The following is a 25,106-nucleotide window of genomic DNA, read 5'->3' as shown; positions in this document are numbered from 1 at the left end:
TGGATCAGCCCTTCAACGAATCGACTTCGCCGACATTGATCGTGCGGCGTGTACGGAACAGGGTCACCAGGATCGCCAGGCCGATGGCGGCTTCCGCGGCGGCGACGGTCAGGATGAAGAACACGAACAGCTGGCCGGACGGATCGCCCAGCTGACGCGAGAAGCCGACGAAATTGATGTTCACCGACAGCAGCATCAGCTCGATCGACATCAGCAGGACGATGACGTTCTTCCGGTTGAGGAAGATACCGGCCAGGCTGATGGCGAACAGCACCGCGCCCAGCGCGAGGATATGGCCAAGGGTGATCACGGCTGGGTCTCCTCGCCGGCGACCGGCTTGCTGTTGCTGTGCACGACCGGTGCTTCGGCACCCATCTTGACCATGCGCAGGCGCTGGCCGGCCTTGACCATGGTCTGCTGGCCCGGGTTCTGGCTCTTCACGCCGGTACGGCGACGCAGGGTCAGCATCACGGCGGCAACCACGGCCACGGTCAGGATGACGGCGGCGAACTCGAACGGCAGCAGGTACTCGGTGAACAGCGTGCGTGCCAGCCAGGTGATGTTGGAGCTGTCGGCGGCGACCGCAGCGGCGTTGTCGGCCGGGAACGGCGTGACCGAACGCGCCTTGACCCCGATCAGGATCAGCATCTGCGCCAGCATCGCGACCGCGACAATCAGGCCGACCGGCAGGTAGCGCACCCAGCCCTCACGCAGCTTGGTGGGGTCGATGTCCAGCATCATCACCACGAACAGGAACAGCACCATCACCGCACCGACGTAGACCAGCACCAGCGCCACACCGAGGAACTCGGCGCCCACCAGCAGCCACACGCAGGCGATGGAGAAGAAGGTCAGCACCAGGCAGAGCACGGCGTGAACCGGGTTGCGCACGCTGATCACCGCACCGGCCGAAACCGTTGCCGCGATGGCGAACACCCAGAAAGCGATATTTACCCAATCCATCTCTCGACCTCAGCGGTAAGCGGCATCGGCGGCGCGACGCTCGGCGATCTCGTTTTCGAGACGGTCGCCCAGGGCCAGCAGCTGCGGCTTGGTAACGATGTTTTCGCCACGATTCTCGAAGTGGTACTCGAGGATGTGGGTTTCGACGATCGAGTCCACCGGGCAGCTTTCCTCACAGAAGCCACAGAAGATGCACTTGAACAGGTCGATGTCATAACGCGTGGTGCGGCGGGTGCCGTCCTCGCGCTTGGCCGAGTCGATGGTGATGGCCAGCGCCGGGCACACCGCTTCGCACAGCTTGCAGGCGATGCAGCGCTCTTCGCCGTTGGGATAACGGCGCAGCGCATGCAGGCCACGGAAGCGCGGCGACTGCGGGAACTTCTCCATCGGGTACATCATCGTGTACTTCGGCTTGAAGCTGTACTTCAGCGTCAGCCAGAGGCCCGCCAGCAGTTCGAGCAGCAGCAGGCTCTTGAAGTAATGGGTAATCCTGTTCATCACTTTAGACGCCCTTTTGAATCACGCCGAAGAACACCATGACGGCGGTAACCGCGATCCACAGAATGGCCAGCGGGATGAAGACCTTCCAGCCCAGGCGCATGATCTGGTCGTAGCGGAAGCGCGGGAAGCTGGCACGGAACCAGATGTAGGCACTGGCGAAGAAGAACACCTTGACGAACAGCCACGGCGCGCCCCCCTTCCAGATCCAGTCGACCAGCGGCGAGACATCGCCGAAGTTGACCCAGCCCTGGACCGGGCTCAGCCAGCCGCCGAGGAAGAAGATCGAGATCAGGAAGCTGATCAGGATCATGTTCGCGTATTCGGCCAGGAAGAACAGGGCGAAGGCACCGCCGGAGTATTCGACCATGTGGCCGGCGACGATTTCCGATTCGCCTTCCACCACGTCGAACGGCGCGCGGTTGGTTTCAGCCACGCCCGAGACCCAGTAGATGACGAACAGCGGGAACAGCGGCAGCAGGAACCAGTCGAAGAAGCCGGAACTGCCGGCCTGCGCCATCACGATGTTGCTCAGGTTCAGGCTGCCCGAGGCGATCATCACGCCGACCAGGGCGAAGCCCATGGCGATTTCGTAGCTGATCATCTGCGCCGAGGCGCGCATCGCACCCAGGAACGCATACTTCGAGTTGGACGCCCAACCGGCCAGGATGATGCCGTAGATGCCCAGCGAGGTCATCGCCAGCAGGTACAGCAGGCCGGCATTGGCATTGGACAGCACGATCTGCGAATCGAAGGGCACCACCGACCAGGCCGCGAAGGCCGGGGCCAGGGTGATCAGCGGGGCCAGCAGGTAGATCGCCTTGTTGGCGCTGCTCGGCTGGACCACTTCCTTGAACAGCAGCTTGAAGACGTCGGCGAAGGCCTGGAAGATGCCCATGCCCACGTACATCGGGCCGTGGCGGACATGCATCCAACCGATCAGCTTGCGTTCCCAGACCACGTAGAAGGCCACCGAGATGATCACCGGAACGGTGATCACCAGGATCTTCAGGATGATCCAGATCAGCGCGCCGATGTCACCGAGGCCAAGCAGCCACTGGTGCAGCGGGTCGACCGCGTTCAACAGCAATTCGTTCATGCAGCCACCACCGTTACGCGAGCGGCACCCAGCGGCGCGGTCGCGCCGTGGCCCGATTCAATCCAGACCGAACCCGCAGCGACGCGGGCGTCGACCACCACTGGCAGGGTGGCCTTGCCGGCATCGGTGCCGACCTTGGCCATCTGCCCTTCCTGCAGCTGCAGGCGAGCGGCATCTTCAGCGTTCAGCACGATGCGCGGGGCGTTGTTGAGCGGATGCGACTGCAGTGCCGGCGCGCGACGGACCACCGCATCGGTGCGGTAGATCGCGGCGGTCAAAGCCACTTCCAGGCCTTCGCCAGCAACCGCCGGCTGTGCCGAGGCGGCAACGGTGACCGGTACCGGGGCCAGGCTGGCGCGCAGGCCGGCCAGGTCGATGAACTCGAATCCGGCCAAGGCCAGGTCGCCGCCCAGGGCGCGCAGCACGCGCCAGCCCTCACGGGCCTCGCCCGGAAGCTTGCCGCCGGCACGTGCCGACTGCTCGCGACCATCAAGGTTGGTCAGGGTGGCGTCGATTTCCGGCAGCGCACCGATCGGCAGGATCACGTCGGCGACGTCGCGGGTCGAGGCACAGGCGAACTGGCTGAAAGCCACCACCTGGGCACCGGCCAGCGCCTTGCGCGCGGCAGGTGCATCGGCGAAGTCCAGGCCCGGCTCAAGGCCGTACACCACATAGGCCTGGCGCGGCTGCGCCAGCATCGCGGCGACGTCCTTGCCAGCCGGCAGCACACCGGCGCGGGTCAGGCCAACGGCGTTGGCGCCCTGCGGGATGCGGCACAGCTTGGCACCGGTGGCGGCGGCGAACTCACGCGCAGCAGCGCGGATCGCGGCAGCCTGCGGGTGGTTTTCGGCGATGCCACCGACGATCAGCACGGTGTTGTTGCCGCCCTGCACTGCCGAACGCAGCTCGGCGTTGGCCAGCGCGTCGACGAACTTCGACGGTGCGACGATCTGCTTGCCGGCGATGCTGAAGGCGAAGTCGAAGTCCACCGGGTTGACGACATGGATCTTCGCGCCCTTGGTGGTCTGCGCCTTGCGCAGGCGGGCGTGCAGCAGCGGCAGTTCGTGGCGGATGTTGCTGCCCAGAACGACGATGCGGTCAGCGCCTTCGATTTCGGCCAGCGGCAGGCCGAACACTTCGGCGGTTGCGGCGTCGGAGAAATCGCGGTTGTTGATGCGGTGGTCGATGTTGCCCGTGCCCAGGCCCTTGGCCAGGCGGGCCAGCAACGCGCCTTCCTCGTTCGAGGTGGACGGGTGCACCAGCACGCCCAGGTTGTCGCCCTGGTTGGCCTTGAGGATCTCGGCGGCCGCGGCCAGGCCTTCAGCCCAGCTCACTTCCTTCCACTCGCCATTGACCTTGCGCAGCGGCTTGACCGCACGGTCTTCGCTGTACAGGCCCTGGTGCGAGTAGCGGTCACGGTCGGACAGCCAGCACTCGTTCACCGCTTCGTTGTCGCGCGGCACGGTGCGCAGCACTTCACCGCGACGCACGTGCAGGAACAGGTTCGAACCCATCGCGTCGTGGTAGCCCAGCGATTCGCGCGCGGTCAGTTCCCACGGACGGGCGCGGAACTGGAACACCTTGTTGGTCAGCGCGCCGACCGGGCAGACGTCGACGACGTTGCCGGACAGCTCGGTGGTCAGCGGCTTGCCGTCGAAGGTGCCGATCTGCAGGTTCTCACCGCGGTACATGCCACCCAGTTCGTAGGTACCGGCAACGTCGGCGGTGAAGCGGACGCAGCGGGTGCACTGGATGCAGCGGGTCATCTCGGTGGCGACCAGCGGGCCCATGTCCTCGTCCGGCACCACGCGCTTGCGCTCGTTGAAGCGGCTGACCGAACGGCCATAGCCCAACGACACGTCCTGCAGCTCGCACTCGCCGCCCTGATCGCAGATCGGGCAGTCCAGCGGGTGGTTGATGAGCAGGAACTCCATCACCGAGCGCTGGAACTTCAGTGCCTTTTCGCTACGGGTGGCGACCTTCATGCCGTCCATCACCGGGGTGGCGCAGGCCGGCGCCGGCTTCGGCGACTTCTCCACGTCCACCAGGCACATGCGGCAGTTGGCGGCGATCGGCAGCTTCTCGTGGTAGCAGAAGCGCGGAATCGGAATACCGGCCTTGTCGGCCGCCTGGATGATCATCGAACCCTTGGGCACGACCAGCGACTTGCCATCGATCTCGATGGTCACGTGATCCGGTGGCACGTTCGGGTTTACGGGTTGCGCGCTCATGCGGCGGCTGCCTCCACCTTCTTGCCGTCAACCATCGAATGACCGTTGACGATGTAGTACTCGAATTCGTCCCAGAACTGGCGCAGGAAGCCCTGGATGGGCCATGCAGCCGCTTCACCGAACGCACAGATGGTGTGGCCTTCGATCTGCCCGGCCACCGCCTTCAGCTGGTGCAGGTCTTCCATCGTGGCCTTGCCGGCGACGATGCGCTCCAGCACGCGGTGCATCCAGCCGGTACCTTCACGGCACGGGGTGCACTGGCCGCAGGATTCCTTGTGGAAGAACTGGCTGATGCGGCAGGCGAACTTGACGCAGCAGACGCTGTCGTCGAGCACCACGATCGCGCCCGAACCCAGGCCGGAGCCCAGTGCACGGATGGTGTCGTAGTCCATCGGCAGGTCCTCCAGCTCGGCCGCGGTCAGCACCGGCATCGACACGCCGCCCGGGATCGCGCCCTTCAGCGTGCGGCCCGGACGCAGGCCACCGGCCATTTCCAGCAGGTCGTGGAATTTGGTGCCGAGCGGCACTTCGAAGTTGCCGCCGTTCTGCACGCAGCCGGACACCGAGAAGCACTTCGGACCGCCGTTGGCGGTCAGGCTCAGGCCCTTGAACCACTCCGGACCGTTGCGGATGATCGCCGGCACCGAACCGTAGGTTTCGGTGTTGTTGATCGTCGACGGCTTGCCATACAGGCCGAAATTGGCCGGGAACGGCGGCTTGTAGCGCGGCTGGCCCTTCTTGCCCTCCAGCGACTCCATCAGCGCGGTTTCTTCGCCGCAGATGTAGGCGCCGGCGCCCAGCGCGCCGTAGATGTCGATGTCTACGCCGCTGCCGAGGATGTTCTTGCCCAGCCAGCCGTTCGCATAGGCGTCGGCCAGGGCCTGCTCGAAGTGCTCGAACGGCTCGTGGTGGAACTCACCGCGCAGGTAGTTGTAACCCACGGTCGAACCGGTGGCGTAGCAAGCAATCGCCATGCCTTCCACCACCGAATGCGGGTTGTAACGCAGGATGTCGCGGTCCTTGCAGGTGCCCGGCTCGGATTCGTCCGAGTTGCAGAGGATGTACTTCTGCATGTTGCCCTTGGGCATGAAGGACCACTTCAGGCCGGTCGGGAAGCCTGCGCCACCGCGGCCGCGCAGGCCCGAGGCCTTGACCATCTCGATGACCTGCTCCGGCGGGATCTTCTCTTCGAGGATCTTGCGCAGGGCGGCGTAGCCACCGGTCTTCAGGTAGCTTTCGTACGACCACGGGGTGTCGTAATGCAGGGTGGTGTAGACCACCTGGTGCGGCAGCGGCGCGGGGCCGACCGGACCCTTGGATTCGTGGTGATGTGCCATGCCCTTACTCCAGCCCGTCCAGCAGCTCGTCGACCTTTTCCAGGGTCAGACGCTCATGGTAGTGACCGTTGATGACCATCATCGGCGCGCCGCCACAACCGGCCAGGCACTCTTCCTCGCGCTTGAGGTAGACGCGGCCGTCCGGGGTCGATTCACCGTGCTTGATGCCCAGCTTCTTCTCGCAATGGCGGACGATGTCCTCGGCGCCATTGAGCCAGCAGCTGATGTTGGTGCAGATGGCCACGTTGTTGCGGCCCACCTTCTCGGTCTCGAACATCGAGTAGAAGCTGGCGACCTCGTAGGCCCACACCGGCGGCAGGTCGAGGTACTTGGCGACGGCGGCGATCAGCTCGTCGGTCAGCCAGCCCTGGTTCTGCTCCTGGGCCGCATGCAGGCCCTGCAGCACGGCAGAGCGCTTGCGGTCCGGCGGGAACTTGGACAGCCAGTGATCGATGTGAGCGCGGGTCTTGTCGCTCAGCACCACCATCGGGTCGACGTCGCGCGCCGCCTCGAAATTACCTGTCGCCTTCATCGGCCGACCTCAGCGAAATGCATAACGTGAAATTCCAGAAACTGCGGCGCCGGCTTGCGCCGGCTGCCTGCAGCGGGCGTTGGCGTGGCGGACGGCATTACCGGTCAACCTCGCCGAACACCAGGTCATAGGTACCGATCATCGCCACCACGTCGGCCAGCATGTGGCCGCGCACGATCGAATCGATCGAGGACAGGTGGGCGAAGCCCGGTGCGCGCAGGTGCACGCGGAAGGGCTTGTTGGCGCCATCGGAGACCAGGTAGCAGCCGAATTCGCCCTTGGGCGCTTCCACGGCCGCATAGGTTTCACCCGCCGGTACGCAATAGCCTTCGCTGAACAGCTTGAAGTGGTGGATCAGCGCTTCCATGTCGTCCTTCATGTCCTCGCGCTTGGGCGGAGCGACCTTGAAGTTCTTGACCATGACCGGGCCGGGGTTGGCCTTCAGCCACGCCACGCACTGCTTGATGATGCGGTTGGATTCGCGCATTTCGGCGACGCGGACCAGGTAGCGGTCGTAGCAGTCGCCTTCCTTGCCCAGCGGGATGTCGAAATCGACGGCATCGTACTTGGCGTACGGGCGCTTCTTGCGCAGGTCCCAGGCCACGCCCGAGCCACGCAGCATCACGCCGGTCATGCCCCACTGGTGCGCCAGTTCCGGAGTGACCACGCCGATGCCGACGGTACGCTGCTTCCAGATGCGGTTGTCGGTCAGCAGGGTTTCGTATTCGTCGATGCGCTTGGGGAACTCGACGGTGAAGTTCTCCAGGAAGTCCAGCAGCGAGCCTTCGCGCGAAGCATTGAGCTGCTTCAGCGCCTTGCCCTTGTGCCAGCGCGATTCCTTGTACTTCGGCATGTGGTCCGGCAGGTCGCGGTAGACACCGCCCGGGCGGTAGTACGCCGCGTGCATGCGCGCGCCGGAGACCGCTTCATAGCAGTCCATCAGCTCTTCGCGCTCGCGGAAGGCATACAGCATCACGGCCATCGCACCCAGGTCGAGCGCGTTGGAGCCCAGCCACATCAGGTGATTGAGGATGCGGGTGATCTCGTCGTACATGGTGCGGATGTACTGCGCACGCTCCGGCGCCTCGATGCCCATCAGGGTCTCGATCGCGCGCACGTAGGCGTGCTCGTTGCACATCATCGACACGTAGTCGAGGCGATCCATGTAGCCGATCGACTGGTTGAACGGCTTGGACTCGGCCAGCTTCTCGGTGCCACGGTGCAGCAGACCCACGTGCGGGTCGGCACGCATGATGGTTTCGCCGTCCATTTCCAGGATCAGGCGCAGCACACCGTGAGCGGCCGGATGCTGCGGGCCGAAGTTCATGGTGTAGTTGCGGATTTCCTGCCGGCTTTCGGCGGCGTTGCTGGCGAACGCTTCGCCGGCCTGGTGTACGTGGCTCACTTCACTGCCTCCTGCGCGCGCTCACCGGCTGCGGTCTGCAGACGGGCGTCGTCACGGATCACGCGCGGCACGCCGACACGCGGCTCCACCGAGGTGACCGGTTCGTAGATCACGCGCTTCTTTTCTTCGTCGTAGCGGACTTCGACATTGCCGATCAGCGGGAAGTCCTTGCGGAACGGATGGCCGACGAAACCGTAGTCGGTCAGGATCCGGCGCAGGTCCGGGTGGCCTTCGAAGATCACGCCGTACAGGTCGAACGCTTCGCGCTCGAACCAGTTCAGGCCCGGCCACACGCTGGTCAGCGAGGACACCACCGGCAGCGCTTCGTCAGGGGCGAAGCAGCGCAGGTGCATCATCAGGTTGTGCTGGTACGAGCGCAGCTGGGCGACCACGGCGAAACGCTGGGTCGGCATGTGCTGCGGGCGGGCACCGTCGGCACCGTTTTCCTCGGTGGGGAACTCGCCCCACGCGAAGCGGCCCTGGGCCTTGCCTTCGACGCCACGGCTGAAGCCCTGCGAGGACACGTCGGCGGTGTCCCATTCGTCGGAGCCATAACCGAGGTAGTCGACGCCGCACAGATCCACGGCCTGCTCAAAACCAAACTCGTCACGCAGCGCCAGGGCGGTGGCGTGCCACTCGGCGGCAGGCACTTCCAGCGTCACTTCGCCGCGGGGTTCGACCACGATGACCTTCGCACCAGCGAAACGTGCGGAGAGTCGGTCGATGAAGGATGCTTGCTCTGCCATGGGGGCTTGGCGCGCTCTTGTCAGGTGAAGGGGTCAGCGGGCGATGGTCTGTGTACGCCAGATCTTCTTCTGCAGCTGCAGGATCCCGTACACCAGCGCCTCGGCGGTCGGCGGGCAGCCCGGGACGTAGACGTCCACCGGCACCACGCGATCACAGCCGCGCACGACAGAATAGGAGTAGTGGTAATAGCCACCACCGTTGGCACAGCTACCCATCGAGATGACCCACTTCGGGTCCGGCATCTGGTCGTAGACCTTGCGCAGCGCCGGGGCCATCTTGTTGACCAGGGTGCCGGCCACGATCATCACGTCGGACTGACGCGGCGACGGGCGGAACACCACGCCGTAACGGTCAAGGTCCAGGCGCGCGGCGCCGGCGTGCATCATCTCGACCGCGCAGCAGGCCAGGCCGAAGGTCATCGGCCACATCGAGCCGGTGCGCGCCCAGTTCAGCAGTGCGTCGACGCTGGTGGTGACGAAGCCCTTTTCCAGCAGCGGGTTGTCGCCTTCCGGCCGCAGGATGTCATCAACCCGGCCTTCCGGCGACGGGTTGTTCATGAGGCCATCGAGAGTCTGAATCACTCCCATTCCAGCGCTCCCTTCTTCCAGACGTAAATGAAACCGAGGAACAGCATGCCGACGAACAGCCCCATGGTGATGAGCGAACGGGCGCCCAGCTCCATGAAGACCTGGGTCCACGGCACGATGAAGATGATTTCCAGGTCGAAGACGATGAACTGGATCGCGATCAGGTAGTAGCGCACGTCGAACTTCATGCGCGCGTCTTCGAAGGCCTCGAAGCCGCACTCGTACGGCGACAGCTTTTCCAGATCGGGGCGGCGGGGACCGAGGAATCGACCAACCAGCATCAGCGTAATGCCGATACCGGTGGCAACGATCAGAAACAGCAGAGAAGGCAAATATTCGGCCAGCACAGCGATTCTCTCTTGCCTCTGCCGCCGCGCCTGCAGGCGCTTTGGCATGGGGGAGTGGACGGGAACCTGCCCGGCGCCTTGCGCGCCAGACGAACCCGCTTTACTTACAAATGGTGCCCAAGAGGGGACTCGAACCCCTACGACTTGCGTCGCTACCACCTCAAGGTAGTGCGTCTACCAATTCCGCCACCTGGGCAAACGATCACATCAGACTATCTTCCCGATGCGCCGCGTATTGTAACCGGCTTCAGTGTTTCTGGGAGCCTTCCGAAGGCTTTTCTTCACCAGAAACCGAAGATTCCGCCTGAGCCGGCACATTCGCCGCCGGAACCGGGGCGGCCGGGACCGGATCGGCCTTCGGAACGGCCGGCAGTTCGCCCGCCGGAGCCGCCGGCGCGCTGGCCGCCGGGGCGGACATCAGGCCCAGGTCCTGGTCGGCCGCCGGACGGGTGCCGTGACCGGCATACCAGGCCATGAAGAGACTGATGCCGAAGAACACGACGGCCAGCCACTTGGTCGACTTGGACAGGAAGTTCGAGGCGCCACGCGCACCGAACACCGTGCCCGAGGCGCCGGCACCAAAGCCCGAACCCGCCGCCGCACCCGAGCCACGCTGCATCAGGATCAGCGCGATCATGGCCACAGCGACCAGCACGTAGACGACATTGAGGATCAACATCAGCATTGGAAACCGCCCTCGGACAATACTTCTAGGATTAGTTCGCGGCCGCCGCCCGTGCGATGGCCAGGAAGTCCGCGGCCACCAGGGAGGCGCCGCCGACCAGCCCACCATCGACATCCGGCTGCGCGAACAGTTCCCCGGCATTGTCGGGCTTCACGCTACCGCCGTAAACAATGGGCAGTGAATCAGCAATTCTAGCATCGAAGCGCGCAACTTCGCCACGGATGAACGCGTGCACCTGCTGTGCCTGCTCCTTTGTAGCGGTACGGCCGGTACCGATGGCCCAGACCGGCTCGTAGGCGACCACGGCCTTGGCAAAGCCGGCCGCGCCGACCAGTTCAAGCACCGGCGCCAGCTGGCTGGCGATGACCGCTTCGGTCTGCCCGGCCTCGCGCTGCTCCAGGGTCTCGCCCACGCACAGCACCGGCACCAGGCCGGCATGCTGGGCGGCGGCGAACTTGCGCGCGACCAGCTCGCTGCTTTCATGGTGATACTGGCGGCGCTCGGAATGGCCGACCAGGCCATAGCGGGCCCCGACCTCGACCAGCATGGCCGCGCAGACCTCGCCGGTATAGGCGCCCTTCTCGTTGCTGCTCACGTCCTGCGCGCCGAAGGCCAGGCTGGTCTCGCCGAAGTCCTCGACCAGCTCGCCCAGGTACGGCAGCGGCGGCAGGATCACCACGTCCACCCCCTCCAGCGGCAGCCCGGCGGCCACCTGCCCCAGCAGTTCATTGGCGAATTGACGGCTGCCATGCAGCTTCCAGTTTCCGGCGACGATCTTGCGGCGCATGAGCGGGTGGCTCCTGTGTGAAGTCAGCCGGTCATGATACCCGTTGCGGCAAAAATCCGTTTCCTTGTAAGCGGTTACATGGATTTTCAGCCAACGGCGCAGCCCCTCGTGGCGGGAGTTTGTTTGGGTTGGTCGCGGAAAGCCCGGTTGGATTGGTGGGCTTGGCCGGGCGGGTGGGGATGGCGGGGGACGCCGTAAACCCGTCCGTGGGGGCTTGGCCGCGGCATCCATGCCGCGGACACCCCCGTCATCCCCACCCGCCCGGCCTCCGACACATTCCGGCGGTTCCGCCCGCCACGGAAAGAAAAAAGAAGAGCAAGAGCAAAAGCGGCATACCACGTGCCCTGCCCCACTTCGATCTGACAGATCTCATCCACGCATGGCGTGGATCTACCGTGTCGAGCAAGGTCGACACCCACCAACCGTCACCGGGAAACTGTCGGAGGCGGGGAGGTGTCGGATGGCGGGGTGTCCGCGGCATGGATGCCGCGGCCAAGCCCCCAGGGATGGGTTTACGGCGTCCCCGCCATCCGACACCTCCCCGCCTCCCCAAGGAACACCCCAGAGCCGCTTTGGCTTTGGACTTGCCGGCCAGCGGCCGGCACTACCGCGGGTGCAGGGTGCAACCCTGCAAAGAAAAAGGCCGCCTTTCGGCGGCCTCACTTTTCCTTACTTCAGCTTGATCTCGCGCAGGCGTTCCTCGAGGAAGCCGTGGGCGGTGATCGCCTCCGGATACCGGCTCGGGTTCTCCGGGGTGATGCACGAGGGCAGCACGTCGATCAGGTAGTCGGGGTTCGGGTGCAGGAAGAACGGCACCGAATAGCGCGGCTGGCGCGCCAGGTCACCCGGGGGGTTGACCACGCGGTGGATGGTCGACGGATACACGTGGTTGGTCAGGCGCTGCAGCATGTCGCCGATGTTGACCACGATCGTGTCCGCATCTGACGTAAATGGCACCCACTCGCCGTCATGCGACTGCACTTCCAGGCCTGCGGCACTGGCGCCGACCAGCAGGGTGATGAAGTTGATGTCGCCATGGGCACCGGCACGCACGTTCGGGATGTCGTCAGTGGTGATCGGCGGGTAGTGGATCGGGCGCAGGATCGAGTTGCCGAAGTTGGTCTTGTCGGCGAAGAAGTCTTCCGGCAGGCCAATGTGCAGGGCCAACGCGGACAACACGCGCGACCCCAGGTTGTCCAGCGCCTGATACAGGCCGTAACCGCGCTCACGGAAACCTTCGACCTCGGCCGGCCACAGGTTCGGCGCCATCACGTCCCGGTACTTGGAATCGTCGGCGATCTCGCGGCCGATGTGCCAGAACTCCTTCAGGTCGAAATGCTTGGAGCCCTTGGCGGTTTCCACGCCGAACGGGGTGTAGCCGCGGGCGCCGCCGCTGCCGGCCACGTGGTACTTGCGCTTGACCTCTTCCGGCAGGGCGAAGAAAGCCTTGAAGGCATCGTAGGCCGCGTCGATGTCGGCCTGCGGGATGCCGTGGTTACGGATGCCCGCGAATCCCCATTGGCGGTAGGCCGCGCCCAGCTCGGCCACGAAGGCCTCGCGGTCGCTGTCGAAACGGGTGATGTCGAGGGTGGGGATCTGGCTCACAGCGGTTCCTGGCTTGTCGTTGGGTCTGAGGGGGCCAACGCATTCATGGCCCGCCTGAACATTGTGACAGATCGCCCGGGGGACGCCACTCGATACACGGAAACAAACCGATACAATGCGCGACCCGCGCGCGGAGCAACGCTTCCGTCACGTTGGCCCCGCCCCTCCCCTGCCCCCCCTGAACCTGCCCCACCATGCCCGCAGCTGCCCCTGCCGCCCCTGCCATTGAAGGTTCCGCCCGGCGCTGGCGGCGGCTGGCCTGGTGGTCGCTGTTCATCGCCGGCAATGCGGTACTGGCCGCGGCGATTGCGCTGGGCAATGTACCGCTGCGTGACAATCCGGGCGGCGGCGCCGGCCTGGCCTATCTGGCGGTCGCCCTGCCCGGCCACCTGCTCGCGTTCGGTGCGCTGGCCGGCCTGCTGCCGCTGCTGCTGGGCCTGTGGCCACGCAGCGCGCGTACGCTGAGCATCAGCGCGGCCGTGCTGCAGGGCCTGTGGCTGTGCCTGCTGCTGGTCGACGCCAAGGTCTTCACCCTGTACCGGTTCCACCTCAATGCCATGGTCGTGAACATGGTGTTCGGCGGCGCCCTGCAGGACCAGGTTGCCCTGTCCTGGAAGACCTGGCTGCAGGTCGGCCTGCTGGTTGCCGCGGTCTTCACCGCCGAGGGCCTGCTGGCCTGGGCGTGCTGGAAACTGCTGCCGGCCGCGCCGCGCCGTCGACGGGTGCTGCAGGCCTGGGCGGTGGTCGCGCTGCTGATGGCCGGCGGCCAGGTCGCCACGGCCTACTACGACGCCCGCGGCGACCGTGATGTGATCGCGCAGTGGAACTACCTGCCGTGGGCGCAGCCGATCACGGCCAAGAGCTTCATGCGGCGCCTGGGCGTGGTCAGCCAACAGCACGCCGGCCTGCCCGACCCGCGCCATGCGCAGCTGCTGTACCCGCTGCATCCGCTGCGCTGCCAGAGCCCACATCGTCCCAACGTACTGATGGTGGTACTGGAGTCGCTGCGCCACGATGTGCTGACACCGCAGCTGATGCCCAACACGTCGACGCTGGCGCAGGATGCGCGCGTCTTCGACCACCATTTCAGCACCGGCAATGCCACCCGCTACGGCCTGTTCGGACTGCTCTACGGCCTGCCCGGCGGCTATTGGCCGGGCATGCTTGACGAGCAGCGTGGCTCGCAGCTGTTCCAGGTGCTGGGCCAGCAGGGCTACGACCTGCACCTGTACGGCAGTGCGCCGTTGTACAGCCCGGAGTTCGATCGCACGGTGTTCGCCGATGTACGCGACCAGCTGCACCAGGGGCCTTCAGCGCTGAAGTCCGACGGCCGCGACCGCGCGATCATCACTGCGCTGCAGCAGGACATCCGCGCCAGCCAGGCCGCGCAGCGCCCGTGGTTCGGCTTCGTGTTCCTCGACTCCACCCATGCGCCCTACCACATGCCCGAGGGCTATCCGGCGGTGGCCACACCGATGGCCGCCGATATCGATTTCCTCAAGTTCGGCCCGGAGCATGACCCGACGCCGGAACTCAACCGCTACCGCACCGCCGTGCACTATGCCGACAGCCTGATCGGCTCACTGCTGGACGACCTGCGCGCACAGGGCCTGGCCGAGGACACCATCGTGCTGGTCACCGGTGACCATGCCGAAGAGTTCAACGACCTCAAGCTGAACTACTGGGGCCACAACGGCAACTTCTCCGACTATCAGCTGCAGGTCCCGTTCGTGCTGCATTGGCCGGGCAAGGCCGCTGGCCACGACGCACGCACCAGCTCGCACGAAGACTGGGTGCCGACACTGATGCGCCACGCACTGGGTTGCGAGAACGCACCGGCCGATTACAGCACCGGCCAGGACCTGCTGGCCGAGCCGCAGGGCACGCGTGCGCTGGTGGTCGAAAGCTGGTCGCAGCGCGCGGTGCGCCATGGCGATGCCATCTATGTGTTCGACAAGTTCGGCAACGCCACCGCCCTGGACCTGCGCTACCGGCCGCTGCCACAGCAGGCGCCCGATGCGGCCGCCGTACGCACTGCATGGGAAGCGCTGACCCGCTTCCGCAACCGCTGACCCTCAAGGATCGATCCTGCATGAACCGTCCGCTGCGCATCCTGCACACTGAAGCCGCCAAGGGAATGGGCGGGCAGGAGATCTACATCTTCCGCCACATGCAGGTGATGCGCGCGCGTGGCCACGAGGTGGCGCTGCTGTGCCAGCCCGAAGCGCGACTGGCCCAGCTGGCACGCGATGATGGTTTCACCGTGCATACCCTGCGCATGGGTGGCCTGCTGCGCCTGCTGCGCGGCATCTGGTCGGTCTCGCGCCTGGTGCGCCGCGAACGCTATGACGTGGTCAACACCACCAGCCGCCGTGACGCACTGATCGCCGCCGCCGGTGCACGCCTGGGCGGCACGCCGCTGGTGGTGCGCTCGCGCCACCTGATGAGCCCGGTCAACTCGCTGCTGACCTATACCGGCCTGCCGCACCGGGTGCTGACCGTCAGCAGCTTCGTCAAGCAGTTGCTGGCCGCGCGCGGCATTCCGGCCGAACACATCGGTATCGTGCCGCCCATCGCGGTCCCGCCGCGCTGGAGCGAAATCCGCAAGGACGACCCCTGGCAATGCCTGCAGGAGGTACGCGCGGACGTGCGCGCCGAACTCGGCTTCGGCGAACAGGACATCGTGGTCGGTTGCGTGGCGGTGCTGCGCGAACCCAAGGGTCATGCCGACCTGCTGCAGGCGATGGTGCCGCTGTGCAAGACGCACCCGAACCTGCACCTGGTGGTGGTCGGCGATGGCCAGCCGGTCATGGACCAGCTGCAGGCGCTGCGCGACGAGCACGGGCTGCAGCAGCAGGTCCATCTGCTCGGCTATCGCGACGGCGCATGCCGGCTGATGGCTGGCTTCGACATCTTCGCGCTGGCATCGCACAAGGAAGCGGCCGGTACCGTCTTCCTGGAGGCCGCCTATGTCGGGGTGCCGATCGTGGCCACGCGGGTGGGTGGCGTGCCGGAGATGGTGATGGATGGCAGCAATGCGATCCTCACCCGGCTGGGCGACAATGCAGCCCTGACAGGCGCCCTGCGCCTGCTGGTGGACGATCCGGAACGGCGGCGGCAGATGGGCCGCGCCGGGTGGGACTGGATGCGCAGCGCGCACCGGTTCACTCCCGACGGCCACGGTGAGACCACCGAACACTATTACCACCAGTGGCTGAAGGAGCTGGGACATGGCTGATGCCCGAACCGTACCGGTGCTGATGCACCACCACGTCAGTCCGTCGCCGGGCATGATCACCGTGTCACCGGAGAATTTCGAAAGCCAGATCGCGTGGCTGGCCGGCAACGGCTGGACGTCGCTGACACTGGACCAGTACGCCGGCTTCCTGGCCGGCAAGCCGGTGCCGCGCAAGTCGATCGTGATCACCTTCGACGATGGCTACCTGGACAACTGGGTGTATGCGCACCCGATCCTGCAGAAGTACGGCATGCACGCGGTGGTGTTCGTGGTCACCGGCTGGATGGGCGAAGGCCCGGAGCGGCCCCACGCCGGGCTTGCCGGGGCAACGTTGCCTGCCACGCCGGACCATCGCGGCTGCGAAGCGGCGATCTACGAGCAGAACCGCAGCGACGACGTGATGATGCGCTGGAGCGAAGCGCGCGCGGCCATCGCCGCCGGCACCTTCGAAGTGCATTGCCACACCCATACCCACACCCGCTGGCTGCGCCGCGACGACCTGGACCGCGCACAGCGCCGTGCCGGCCTGAGCCACGACCTGGCAGTCTCGCGCGACGTCCTGCAGGACAAGCTTGGCGAGGTGTCCGATACGCTGTGCTGGCCCTACGGCGATTTCGACCAGGACCACATCGAGGTGGCGCGCGAGCACGGCTTCCGCTACCTGCATACCACCCACCCGTTCGGACGCAATGTGGTGGGCGGCGACCCGGAGCGCATCTATCGTTTCGCGATCCGCAACCGCCCGGCCAGCTGGCTGCGAAAACGCATCGCACAGAGCTACAACCCGCTGATCGCACCGCTGTTCAATGGCTTCAAGGCACGCCAGAAGAAGATGGTGCCGGGGCCGTAGGCAACCCACCGCCCTGCCCCTTCAACGAAAACGCCCCGGCATTCCGGGGCGTTTTCGTTGGGCGGATGTGCAGCGGCCTCAGGCGGCGGCTTCACGTACCGCCGCGGACAGTCGATCCAGCGTGTCCTGCATCAGCGTCGCATCATCGGCCTCGACCGTGACCCGCACCACCGGCTCGGTACCGGACGGGCGCAGGAACGCACGGCCACGACCGGCCACCGACTGCTGCGCGACAGCCAGCGCGGCCTGCACGCTGCCGGCCTGCACCGTGGCCTTGGCCGAGACATTGCCCAGCCGCACGTTGACCGTCTTCTGCGGCACCCGCACCAGTCCTTCCAGCGCCTGGCGCAGGGTCTGCCCGCTGTTGCGCAATGCCACCAGCACCTGCAGCGCGCTGACGATGCCGTCGCCGGTGGTGGCCCGATCCAGGCACAGCAGGTGGCCGGAGGCTTCACCGCCGAGCACGCCGCCGCCTTCCATCAGCGCCTGGTGCACGTAGCGATCGCCGACATTGCTGCGCACGAACGGAATCTGCAGGTCGGCAAATGCCTTCTCGACGCCGTAGTTGCTCATCAGCGTGCCGACCACCGGGCCGCGCAGGCGGCCTTCGGCTTTCCATGCACGGGCCAGGATATACAGCAGGTCATCGCCGTCGACCGGGTTGCCCTGGTCGTCGGCCATCAGCACGCGGTCGCCATCCCCATCGAAGGCGATGCCGAGATCGGCGCGGGTTTCGCGGACCTTGGCCGCCAGGTTGTCGATGTGGGTGGAACCCACGCCGGCGTTGATGTTGACGCCGTTGGGCTCGGCACCAATGCCGATCACCTCGGCGCCCAGTTCACGGAACAGCAGCGGCGCGATCTGGTAGGTGGCGCCGTGCGCGCAGTCCAGCACCAGGCGCACGCCACGCAGGTCGAACGCGCGCGGCACGCTGGCCTTGCAGAACTCGATGTAGCGGCCGACCGCTTCGCGCGCACGCGACGCCTTGCCCAGCTTTTCCGATTCGGCGGTGGTGAACGGGATGTCCAGCGCCGCTTCCAGGGCCAGCTCGGTCGCATCGTCGAGCTTCTCGCCCTGGGCGGAGAAGAACTTGATGCCGTTGTCGTAGTGCGGGTTGTGCGAGGCGCTGATGACGATGCCAGCGTCCACGCCAAGCGTACGGGTCAGGAACGCCACCGCCGGGGTCGGCATCGGCCCCAGCAGCTGCACGTCCGCACCGGCGGCGACCAGGCCGGCTTCCAGTGCCGCTTCGAACATGTAACCGGAGATGCGGGTGTCCTTGCCGATCACCACGATCGGCCGGCGCCCATCCTGGCCGCGCTGGTCGACCAGGACACGGCCCAGGGCGTTGCCCAGGCGCAGCACGAAGTCGGCCGAGATCACGCCCTGGCCGACCCGTCCACGGATGCCATCAGTACCGAAGTACTTGCGGCCTCCCATCAAGCCACCTCCGGCGCCGGCTGACGGCCCAGCATTGCCAGCAGATCGGACAGGCGGTCGCGCATTTCGCGACGGTCGCAGATCTGGTCGATGGCGCCGTGCTCCAGCAGGAATTCCGAGCGCTGGAAGCCTTCCGGCAGCTTCTCGCGCACGGTCTGCTCGATCACGCGCGGGCCGGCGAAGCCGATCAGCGCCTGCGGCTCGGCGATGTTGATGTCACCCAGCATCGCGAAGGAGGCCGACACGCCGCCGGTGGTCGGGTGGGTCAGCACCGAGATGTACGGCAGGCCGGCTTCACGCAGCTTGCCCAGCGCGGCCGAGGTCTTGGCCATCTGCATCAGCGAGAACAGGCCTTCCTGCATGCGGGCGCCACCGCTCTGCGAGAAGCACACGTAGGGCGCACCGATCTCGACCGCGGTTTCCGCGGCCAGTGCGAAACGCTCGCCGACCACCGAGCCCATCGAGCCGCCCATGAAGGCGAAGTCGAACGACGATGCCACCAGCGCACGGCCCTTGAGCAGGCCGCGCATGGCGATCAGCGCGTCGTACTCGCCGGTGTTCTTCTGCGCGATCTTGATGCGCTCGCTGTACTTCTTCTGGTCCTTGAACTTGAGCAGGTCGGTCGGCCCCAGGCGCGCACCGATCTCGGTGGTGCTGTCGGCATCGAACAGGGCAGCCAGGCGCGCACGCGCACGGATCGCCATGTGATGGCCGCACTTCGGGCAGACTTCCAGGTTCTCTTCCAGTTCCGGACGGTACAACGCGCTGCCGCAGTTGCTGCACTTTTCCCACAGGCCCTCGGGGACACTGCGCTTCTTGCTGGGGGTGTTGTCGGTGCGGATGCCGGACGGCATCAACTTGCTGAGCCAACTCATGCGGGAGGACACTTCCGTTCAGGGCGGCCCGGGGGCCGCAAAGGCGGACAGTCTAGCTCCGCTTTCCCCGCCCGTGCACCCCCTTGCCAGCCACGGGGCAGCCGGAAAAAACCATGCTGGGACGTACGTTTAGGTGCTGGGGCGGTGCCCGCCGCTGGCCGGCAGCCCTTGCGTGCAGACCGATGGGTAGTGCCGGCCGCTGGCCGGCAGCCCTTGCACGCGAGCCCTCAGGAGGATGCCGGCCAGCGGCCGGCACTACCGTTACGCGTCCAGCGCCTGCCGCAGCGGGGCGAGGAAGGTCCGGGCGTGCTGCGCGGCCTCTTCCGCCGAGCCCGCTTCGGCCAGCGCCGCCACCAGCGCGCTGCCCACCACCACGCCGTCGGCCTGGCGGGCCATGGCCGCGGCACTGGCGGCATCCTTGATGCCGAAGCCCGCCACCACCGGCACCGACGCACGCGCGCGCAACGCCTGCAGGCGGGCACTGGCGGCATCGCTGTCCAGGCGCTCGGACGCGCCGGTGACACCGGCAAAGCTGACGTAGTAGAGATAGCCACGGGCCAGCGCCAGCAGCTTGTCGGCTCGCGCCTCGCTGGTGGTCGGCGACGCCAGCAGTACCAGCGCAAGGCCGGCTGCGTCGAACGCCTGCTGGGCGTCGCCCGCTTCTTCCGGCGGCAGGTCGACCAGCAGCACGCCGTCCACGCCGGCGTCGACGGCGGCCTTGGCGAAGGCCGCGTAACCGTGGATCTCCACCGGGTTCAGGTAGCCCATCAGCACCACCGGGGTCTGCGCATCGCGCTCGCGGAACTGCGCCACGGCCTGCAGGACGTAGCGGCTGCCGGCGCCGCGCGCCAGCGCGCGCTCGGAGCTGCGCTGGATGGTCGGGCCATCGGCCATCGGGTCGGAGAACGGCACGCCCAGTTCAATCACGTCGGCGCCGGCGTCGACCAGTGCGTGCATGACCGGCACGGTGGCCTCCAGCGAGGGATCACCGGCCGTGACGAAGGGGATCAGCGCCTTGCGCTGCTGTTCGCGCAGACGCTGGAAACAGGCATCGAGTCGGGATACGGACATTTCAGGCACATCCTTCAATCAGTTCAATCGCATCGCTGGTTCCCCAGTACATCTGGGTGACCCGCCCTTCAAACAGTTCCACGCGGATACCCAGGTCCGAACCCGGGTCCTGCCAGGTGAGGTACTCGCCCTGGTCACCATCGTAGGCATGCGGGCTGGATACCGGCGGCTTCGGGAACTGGGCCATGGCCTGGGCGCGGGTCATGCCGACACGCAGGCCGAACGGACCGGGCTGCTGGGTCGGCGCCCCGCTGTCCGGATCCAGGCCGAGATCGAAACGGACGACGCGATCTTCATCGGTCATCATCGACACGCCGGGCGGCAGCCCCTTGCCGTCGTAGTACTCGCAACTGCCGCCGATGGCTTCGACCGCCCCTTGCGCGGTCCACGGCCCGAGTGCCTTCAGATCGCCCATGTGCTGGCCGATCAGCACCTCGCCGGCATGGTCCAGCGCCACCGAGACCACCGCAGGCGCGCCATCGCTGTCCATATCTTCCGTGGACGGCGGATCGACGATCGGCGCACGTGCCATCGGGTCGAGGTCATCATTCGCGGCCGCCTGCTGTGCCGGCTGCGTGGTGGCCTTGGCGGCCGGTGCCAGCAGCGGCGGCTCCGGCGGCTGGCACGCGGCCAACCCCAGCGCCAGCAGCAGCACGCCACTGTTGCGCAGCAGCGCGCTCACAGCACCAGCCCTTCGCGCGCGGCGATGGTATGCACATCCTTGTCGCCACGGCCGGACAGATTGCACAGCACGATCTGGTCACGCGGACGCTCACGCGCCAGCTTGATCGCCTGCGCCAGCGCATGGCTGGACTCCAGCGCCGGCAGGATGCCCTCGGTATGCGCCAGCAGGTGGAAGGCCTGCAGTGCTTCGTCATCGGTGATGCCGAGGTAGCGCGCGCGGCCGGTATCGGCTAGGAATGCGTGTTCGGGGCCGACGCCCGGATAGTCCAGGCCGGCCGACACCGAATGGGTCTCGATGATCTGGCCGTCGTCGTCGCACAGTACATAGGTGCGGTTGCCATGCAGCACGCCCGGGCGACCGGCGGCGATCGATGCAGCATGGCGACCGGTGCTGATGCCATCACCTGCGGCCTCGGCGCCGACGATCTCGACCTGGCGGTCGTTGAGGAAGGCATGGAACAGGCCGATGGCATTGCTGCCGCCGCCGACGCAGGCAGTGATCGCATCGGGCAGGCGGCCGTACTCGGCCAGCATCTGCTCGCGTGCCTCGCGGCCGACGATGGCGTTGAAGTCGCGCACCATGCGCGGATAGGGATCCGGACCGGCGACCGTACCGATGATGTAGAAGGTGTCCTGCACATTGGTCACCCAGTCGCGCATCGCTTCGTTGAGCGCGTCCTTCAAGGTGGCCGAACCGGAGGTGACCGGCACCACCGTCGCGCCGAGCAGCTTCATGCGGTAGACGTTGATCTTCTGCCGCTCGATGTCGGTGGCGCCCATGTACACCACGCATTCCAGGCCCAACCGCGCGGCAACCGTGGCGCTGGCCACGCCGTGCTGGCCGGCACCGGTCTCGGCGATGATGCGCTTCTTGCCCATCCGCGCCGCCAGCAGCGCCTGGCCGATGGTGTTGTTGATCTTGTGCGCGCCGGTGTGGTTCAGGTCTTCGCGCTTGAGCAGGATCTGCGCGCCGCCGACATGGTCGCTCAGCCGCTGGGCGTGGTAGATCGGGCTCGGCCGGCCCACGTAGTGGGCCAGGTCGCGGTCGTAGGCGGCCTGGAATGCCGGATCCTGGCGGGCCTGGTCATAGGCCTGGGCGAGTTCCTGCAGCGGGCCGACCAGGGTTTCGGCAACGAAGCTGCCACCGTAGCGGCCGAAATGGCCCTGGGCATCCGGGAAGGCGTGGTAGTCGGCAATGGGGGAGGCAGACATGGAAGCGACCGCTGGTTCGAGACAGGTGGATACTCTAGCGCACGGGTCGTGACCGGAAAATGGATATTATCTGGCATATACCGTCAGGAAATCTCACATGAGCCGTTCGCTGTTGCCACCGCTCAATGCGCTGCGCGCGTTCGAGGCCACCGCCCGCCTGGGCGGGGTTGGCCGCGCCGCGCAGGACCTGCACGTGACCCACGGCGCGGTCAGCCGCCAGCTGAAGCTGCTGGAAGACCACCTCGGCCTGGCGCTGTTCCAGCGGGCCGGTCGTGGCCTGCGCCTGACCGCTGCGGGCACGCGCCTGCAGGCAGCGTGCAGCGAGGCCTTCAGCGGCATCGAAGACTGCGTGCGCGAACTGCGCCGGCCGACCGCGGCCCCGGCGCTGGTGCTGGGCTGCAGCGGCAGCGTGCTGGCGCGCTGGATGATTCCGCGCCTGCCCGCACTGCAGGCCGCCCTGCCCGGCGTACGCCTGCAGTGGTCGGCGCTGGATGGCAGCTTCACCGAGGCGCAGGCCGCACTGGACGCGGTGCTGCTGCTGGCGCAGGGGCCGTGGCCCCGGGGCTGGCAGGTGCGTGAGCTGGCGCCGGAACGGGTCGGCGTGGTGGTGGCCCCCTCGCATCCGGCCGCGCAGCGACTGCGGCATGTGCCGCCCTCGGCGCTGCTGCAGGAGACGCTGCTGCACACCAGCTCACGGCCGCAGGCATGGCCGGCGTGGGCGCAAGCGCACGATCTGGACACCTCGAAGCTGCAGCTGGGTACTGCCTTCGAACACCTGTACTACCTGCTGGAGGCAGCGGTGGCCGGGCTGGGCCCGGCGATCGCACCCGAGCCACTGGTGGCCGAGGACCTGGCCGCCGGGCGACTGGTCGCGCCGTGGGGATTTGCCGCCACCGGTGGCTTCTGGGTGCTGGCGCGACCGGATGGACCGGCAGATGGGCGCGTGGATGCGCTGGCCGACTGGCTGGGCCAGCAACTGCGCTGACAACAAAAAGGGGACGGAGGGGATTAAGTCGCAAGTGGCACAAACGACTTAATCCCCTCCGTCCCCTTTTTTCAGCTGGCAGTCGGGGTGGCCAGTCGCTGCTGCAGGTCTTCGCGCAGGCGCGACAGCTCGACTTCGGCCTGCTGCCGCTGCTGCATTCCTTCGCGATGGATGCTGCGCACTTCCTCGACCGTGGCGATCAACTGGTCGTGCACGTGGCGCAGCGTCGCCACGTCGATCACGCCGCGCTGGTTCCTGCGCGCGGTATCCACCGAGGCCTGGCGCAGCAGGTCGGCGTTGCGGCGCATCAGCTCGTTGGTGGCATCGTCGATGGCGGTGGACAGCTCGACCGCGGCCTTCTGCTCACCCAGCGAAAGCTGGATGGCGAACTGGCGCTTCCACGACGGGATGATGATCTCGCGAACCGTGTTGAACTTCTCGATCAGCTGCAGCGCGTTGGCCTGGATCAGGCGGATCATCGGCAGCGACTGGTCGGCCGCATGCTGCATCAGCTGCAGGTCGGACACGCGCTTTTCGAGCAGGCGGATCGCGTTGTCGACTTCGCTCTGGCGGATGCGCTGCTGCGGATCCTCACTGCCCTGCCTGGCCTGCTGCTCGGCCTGCAGTTCGGCCAGGCGCTGCTTGCCGGCCGCAGCATACAGGCCCAGCGCATGGCGTTCTTCGCGGACGATGTCATGCATGCGGTCGAACTCGCCCACGCGCTTGCCCATCAACGCCTGCTGCACACCGACATCACCCAGCAGCTGCTCGATCTGCGCATTGGTGTCGCTGAACTTCTGCACCAGCTCGCCCTTGGATACGCGCAGGCGGTCGATCAGGCCACCGATCACCGGCACCTTCGACCGCTGCGCGAAGCCGTCCAGCTTCAGGCTGCGTGCGATGCGCACCACTTCGCCCAGTTTCTCGCCGCTGGCATCGAGGTCACGATTGCGCACCTGGTCCAGCAACTGGCTGGAAAACGCTGCGGTGCGCGTGGCCGCTTCGCGACCGAAGACCTGCAGGTTGCCCGGGCGCAGGTCATCCAGCTCCAGACGGATCTCGGCGATGCGCGGCAGATCCTCGCGGACCAGGCCAAGCGCCTGCAATGCGCCTTCATCGAGCGGAACGGCGGTAGTCGTGCCGGGCACGAGGGCACCGGGGGTCTGGCTGTCCTGGGTCATCGGGCAGTCTCCTTGCAGTTGGGTAAGCGGCAGCGGCGGCCGGCTCAAGGCAGTCTAGCCTGAGCCGCCGCGACCTCGTCATCGATCTGTGCGTGCAGCGTGGCGGCCTTCGCCGCCAATGTGGCGCCGGCCGCGGCCTGGCCGGCCGCGGCGGCCTGCCGCCAGGCTGGCAACAGGACGTCATGGATGCGCGCGAAGCGTTGCAGCAGCACGTTGTCCTGGTCCTGCAGGAGCTGCCACTGGCCGGCCTCGAGACGGCGCAGCGTGGCCAGCCGGCGCAGGTGATCGAGCCGTTGCGACAGCGCGGCCTGGCCGGCGGTATCCAGCGACGCCAGCCGCACCGCTGCCAGCTCGACCCAGGCGTCCAGCGCTGCGGCCGCCGCTGAATGTCCGGCGATGGCCATGGCCCGCAGCTGCAGCTGCTGCTGCAGCTGCTGGGCCTGCTCGCGCGCCTGCAGGGCCAGCACGCCCAGCTGCGACTGCAGCGCACGTCCTTCCGCCTCGCGATCGACATCGCGCCCCAGCAGGCGGCCCCACCAGCCCGCCTGCTGCCGGATCTGCGCCGGGTTATCGGCCTGCAGGGCCAGCGCGATGCGTGCCAGTGCGGCCACCAGCCCTGCGCCCGCGCCCGGCGGCAACGGTGTTTCGCGCCGCGCCAGCGCCTGCAGCAACGGCGCACCATAGTCGGCCAGCGCGGCGACATCGGCCGTGTCCGGCAAGCTCGGTGGCGGCAGTGGCGCCTGCATG

General features: G+C 66.8%; 25 protein-coding genes and 1 tRNA gene. 4 read left to right on the top strand and 22 right to left on the bottom strand.

Translation table 11 applies throughout. The features are described from left to right. Window positions 1-4 precede the first annotated feature (4 nt). The 15 genes from nuoK to VG556_RS07920 all read right to left on the bottom strand — a co-directional run bounded on the left by nuoK (window position 5) and on the right by VG556_RS07920 (window position 12,823). The gene (nuoK, locus tag VG556_RS07990) at window positions 5-310 is read right to left on the bottom strand and encodes an NADH-quinone oxidoreductase subunit NuoK (RefSeq protein ID WP_005417921.1); all 306 of its coding nucleotides are present in this window, start codon (window positions 308-310) and stop codon (window positions 5-7) included. Beyond that, the gene (locus tag VG556_RS07985; RefSeq protein WP_014647864.1) at window positions 307-963 is read right to left on the bottom strand and encodes an NADH-quinone oxidoreductase subunit J; all 657 of its coding nucleotides are present in this window, start codon (window positions 961-963) and stop codon (window positions 307-309) included. The genes nuoK and VG556_RS07985 overlap by 4 nt, the downstream gene beginning before the upstream one ends. A 9-nt stretch (window positions 964-972) precedes the next feature. Next, complete coding sequence (gene nuoI / locus VG556_RS07980) at window positions 973-1,461, bottom strand: NADH-quinone oxidoreductase subunit NuoI (protein ID WP_005410456.1); 489 nt, start codon at window positions 1,459-1,461, stop codon at window positions 973-975. Between the two features lie 4 nt (window positions 1,462-1,465). Beyond that, complete coding sequence (nuoH, locus tag VG556_RS07975) at window positions 1,466-2,560, bottom strand: NADH-quinone oxidoreductase subunit NuoH (RefSeq protein WP_006458641.1); 1,095 nt, start codon at window positions 2,558-2,560, stop codon at window positions 1,466-1,468. Next, window positions 2,557-4,791: an NADH-quinone oxidoreductase subunit NuoG gene (nuoG, locus tag VG556_RS07970; protein ID WP_049404608.1), complete on the bottom strand. Its 2,235-nt coding sequence runs from the start codon at window positions 4,789-4,791 to the stop codon at window positions 2,557-2,559. Before nuoG ends, nuoH begins: the two co-directional genes overlap by 4 nt. After that, window positions 4,788-6,128, bottom strand: a complete 1,341-nt coding sequence (nuoF, locus tag VG556_RS07965; RefSeq protein ID WP_014647866.1) for an NADH-quinone oxidoreductase subunit NuoF — start codon at window positions 6,126-6,128, stop codon at window positions 4,788-4,790. Before nuoF ends, nuoG begins: the two co-directional genes overlap by 4 nt. A 4-nt stretch (window positions 6,129-6,132) precedes the next feature. Beyond that, window positions 6,133-6,660 (bottom strand): NADH-quinone oxidoreductase subunit NuoE, encoded by a 528-nt coding sequence (nuoE, locus tag VG556_RS07960; RefSeq protein ID WP_014647867.1) that lies wholly within the window; start codon window positions 6,658-6,660, stop codon window positions 6,133-6,135. A gap of 97 nt (window positions 6,661-6,757) precedes the next feature. After that, window positions 6,758-8,065 carry an NADH-quinone oxidoreductase subunit D gene (locus VG556_RS07955; protein ID WP_032957439.1) on the bottom strand — a complete coding sequence of 436 codons (1,308 nt, stop codon included), beginning with the start codon at window positions 8,063-8,065 and terminating at the stop codon, window positions 6,758-6,760. After that, on the bottom strand, window positions 8,062-8,811 hold the full coding sequence (locus tag VG556_RS07950; protein ID WP_014647869.1) for an NADH-quinone oxidoreductase subunit C: 750 nt from the start codon (window positions 8,809-8,811) through the stop codon (window positions 8,062-8,064). Before VG556_RS07950 ends, VG556_RS07955 begins: the two co-directional genes overlap by 4 nt. A gap of 33 nt (window positions 8,812-8,844) precedes the next feature. Continuing rightward, window positions 8,845-9,399, bottom strand: a complete 555-nt coding sequence (locus VG556_RS07945) for a NuoB/complex I 20 kDa subunit family protein (RefSeq protein WP_005417936.1) — start codon at window positions 9,397-9,399, stop codon at window positions 8,845-8,847. Further along, window positions 9,390-9,746: an NADH-quinone oxidoreductase subunit A gene (locus VG556_RS07940; protein WP_008265012.1), complete on the bottom strand. Its 357-nt coding sequence runs from the start codon at window positions 9,744-9,746 to the stop codon at window positions 9,390-9,392. Before VG556_RS07940 ends, VG556_RS07945 begins: the two co-directional genes overlap by 10 nt. Before the next feature lie 111 nt (window positions 9,747-9,857). Continuing rightward, window positions 9,858-9,942 (bottom strand) — tRNA-Leu (locus tag VG556_RS07935). A 51-nt stretch (window positions 9,943-9,993) separates the two neighbouring features. Continuing rightward, on the bottom strand, window positions 9,994-10,431 hold the full coding sequence (gene secG / locus VG556_RS07930) for a preprotein translocase subunit SecG (RefSeq protein ID WP_014647871.1): 438 nt from the start codon (window positions 10,429-10,431) through the stop codon (window positions 9,994-9,996). A 31-nt stretch (window positions 10,432-10,462) separates the two neighbouring features. Further along, window positions 10,463-11,218, bottom strand: a complete 756-nt coding sequence (tpiA, locus tag VG556_RS07925) for a triose-phosphate isomerase (protein WP_014647872.1) — start codon at window positions 11,216-11,218, stop codon at window positions 10,463-10,465. A gap of 669 nt (window positions 11,219-11,887) precedes the next feature. After that, entirely contained in the window at window positions 11,888-12,823 is a 936-nt protein-coding gene (locus tag VG556_RS07920; RefSeq protein ID WP_014647873.1) for an isopenicillin N synthase family dioxygenase, read from the bottom strand. 194 nt (window positions 12,824-13,017) lie between these two features. Here VG556_RS07920 and VG556_RS07915 point away from each other — a divergent pair, with 194 nt between their 5' ends. Genes VG556_RS07915 through VG556_RS07905 form a run of 3 tightly spaced genes read left to right on the top strand, consistent with a single transcriptional unit; the run spans window position 13,018 to window position 16,911 of the window. Beyond that, window positions 13,018-14,895, top strand: a complete 1,878-nt coding sequence (locus tag VG556_RS07915) for a DUF3413 domain-containing protein (protein WP_100450409.1) — start codon at window positions 13,018-13,020, stop codon at window positions 14,893-14,895. A gap of 20 nt (window positions 14,896-14,915) precedes the next feature. Next, window positions 14,916-16,061 carry a glycosyltransferase family 4 protein gene (locus VG556_RS07910; protein ID WP_049407818.1) on the top strand — a complete coding sequence of 382 codons (1,146 nt, stop codon included), beginning with the start codon at window positions 14,916-14,918 and terminating at the stop codon, window positions 16,059-16,061. Next, complete coding sequence (locus tag VG556_RS07905; RefSeq protein ID WP_049407821.1) at window positions 16,054-16,911, top strand: polysaccharide deacetylase family protein; 858 nt, start codon at window positions 16,054-16,056, stop codon at window positions 16,909-16,911. Before VG556_RS07910 ends, VG556_RS07905 begins: the two co-directional genes overlap by 8 nt. Before the next feature lie 78 nt (window positions 16,912-16,989). Here the strand turns inward: VG556_RS07905 and glmM are convergent, their stop codons facing one another. The 5 genes from glmM to trpB form a co-directional block, all read right to left on the bottom strand. Next, window positions 16,990-18,351, bottom strand: a complete 1,362-nt coding sequence (gene glmM, locus VG556_RS07900) for a phosphoglucosamine mutase (RefSeq protein ID WP_014647877.1) — start codon at window positions 18,349-18,351, stop codon at window positions 16,990-16,992. After that, window positions 18,351-19,226: an acetyl-CoA carboxylase, carboxyltransferase subunit beta gene (gene accD / locus VG556_RS07895; protein ID WP_005410473.1), complete on the bottom strand. Its 876-nt coding sequence runs from the start codon at window positions 19,224-19,226 to the stop codon at window positions 18,351-18,353. The genes glmM and accD overlap by 1 nt, the downstream gene beginning before the upstream one ends. A gap of 261 nt (window positions 19,227-19,487) precedes the next feature. Beyond that, a complete protein-coding gene (trpA, locus tag VG556_RS07890; RefSeq protein WP_046431828.1) occupies window positions 19,488-20,297 on the bottom strand; it encodes a tryptophan synthase subunit alpha in 810 nt (269 codons plus the stop codon). A gap of 1 nt (window position 20,298) precedes the next feature. Then, window positions 20,299-20,979 carry a hypothetical protein gene (locus tag VG556_RS07885; RefSeq protein ID WP_049407824.1) on the bottom strand — a complete coding sequence of 227 codons (681 nt, stop codon included), beginning with the start codon at window positions 20,977-20,979 and terminating at the stop codon, window positions 20,299-20,301. Continuing rightward, window positions 20,976-22,193 carry a tryptophan synthase subunit beta gene (trpB, locus tag VG556_RS07880; RefSeq protein ID WP_032957499.1) on the bottom strand — a complete coding sequence of 406 codons (1,218 nt, stop codon included), beginning with the start codon at window positions 22,191-22,193 and terminating at the stop codon, window positions 20,976-20,978. Before trpB ends, VG556_RS07885 begins: the two co-directional genes overlap by 4 nt. 97 nt (window positions 22,194-22,290) lie before the next feature. Here trpB and VG556_RS07875 point away from each other — a divergent pair, with 97 nt between their 5' ends. After that, a complete protein-coding gene (locus tag VG556_RS07875; RefSeq protein WP_032957497.1) occupies window positions 22,291-23,178 on the top strand; it encodes a LysR family transcriptional regulator in 888 nt (295 codons plus the stop codon). A gap of 71 nt (window positions 23,179-23,249) precedes the next feature. Here VG556_RS07875 and VG556_RS07870 read toward each other — a convergent pair whose 3' ends face one another. After that, entirely contained in the window at window positions 23,250-24,359 is a 1,110-nt protein-coding gene (locus tag VG556_RS07870) for a toxic anion resistance protein (RefSeq protein WP_049407827.1), read from the bottom strand. 44 nt (window positions 24,360-24,403) lie between these two features. Next, a complete protein-coding gene (locus VG556_RS07865) occupies window positions 24,404-25,105 on the bottom strand; it encodes a hypothetical protein (RefSeq protein WP_014647883.1) in 702 nt (233 codons plus the stop codon). Window position 25,106 lies beyond the last annotated feature (1 nt).

Origin of the sequence: Stenotrophomonas sp. CASM106, assembly GCF_049384825.1 — a bacterium.
Taxonomy (GTDB): domain Bacteria; phylum Pseudomonadota; class Gammaproteobacteria; order Xanthomonadales; family Xanthomonadaceae; genus Stenotrophomonas; species Stenotrophomonas muris.
This window is presented reverse-complemented; position numbering and strand designations above follow the sequence as displayed.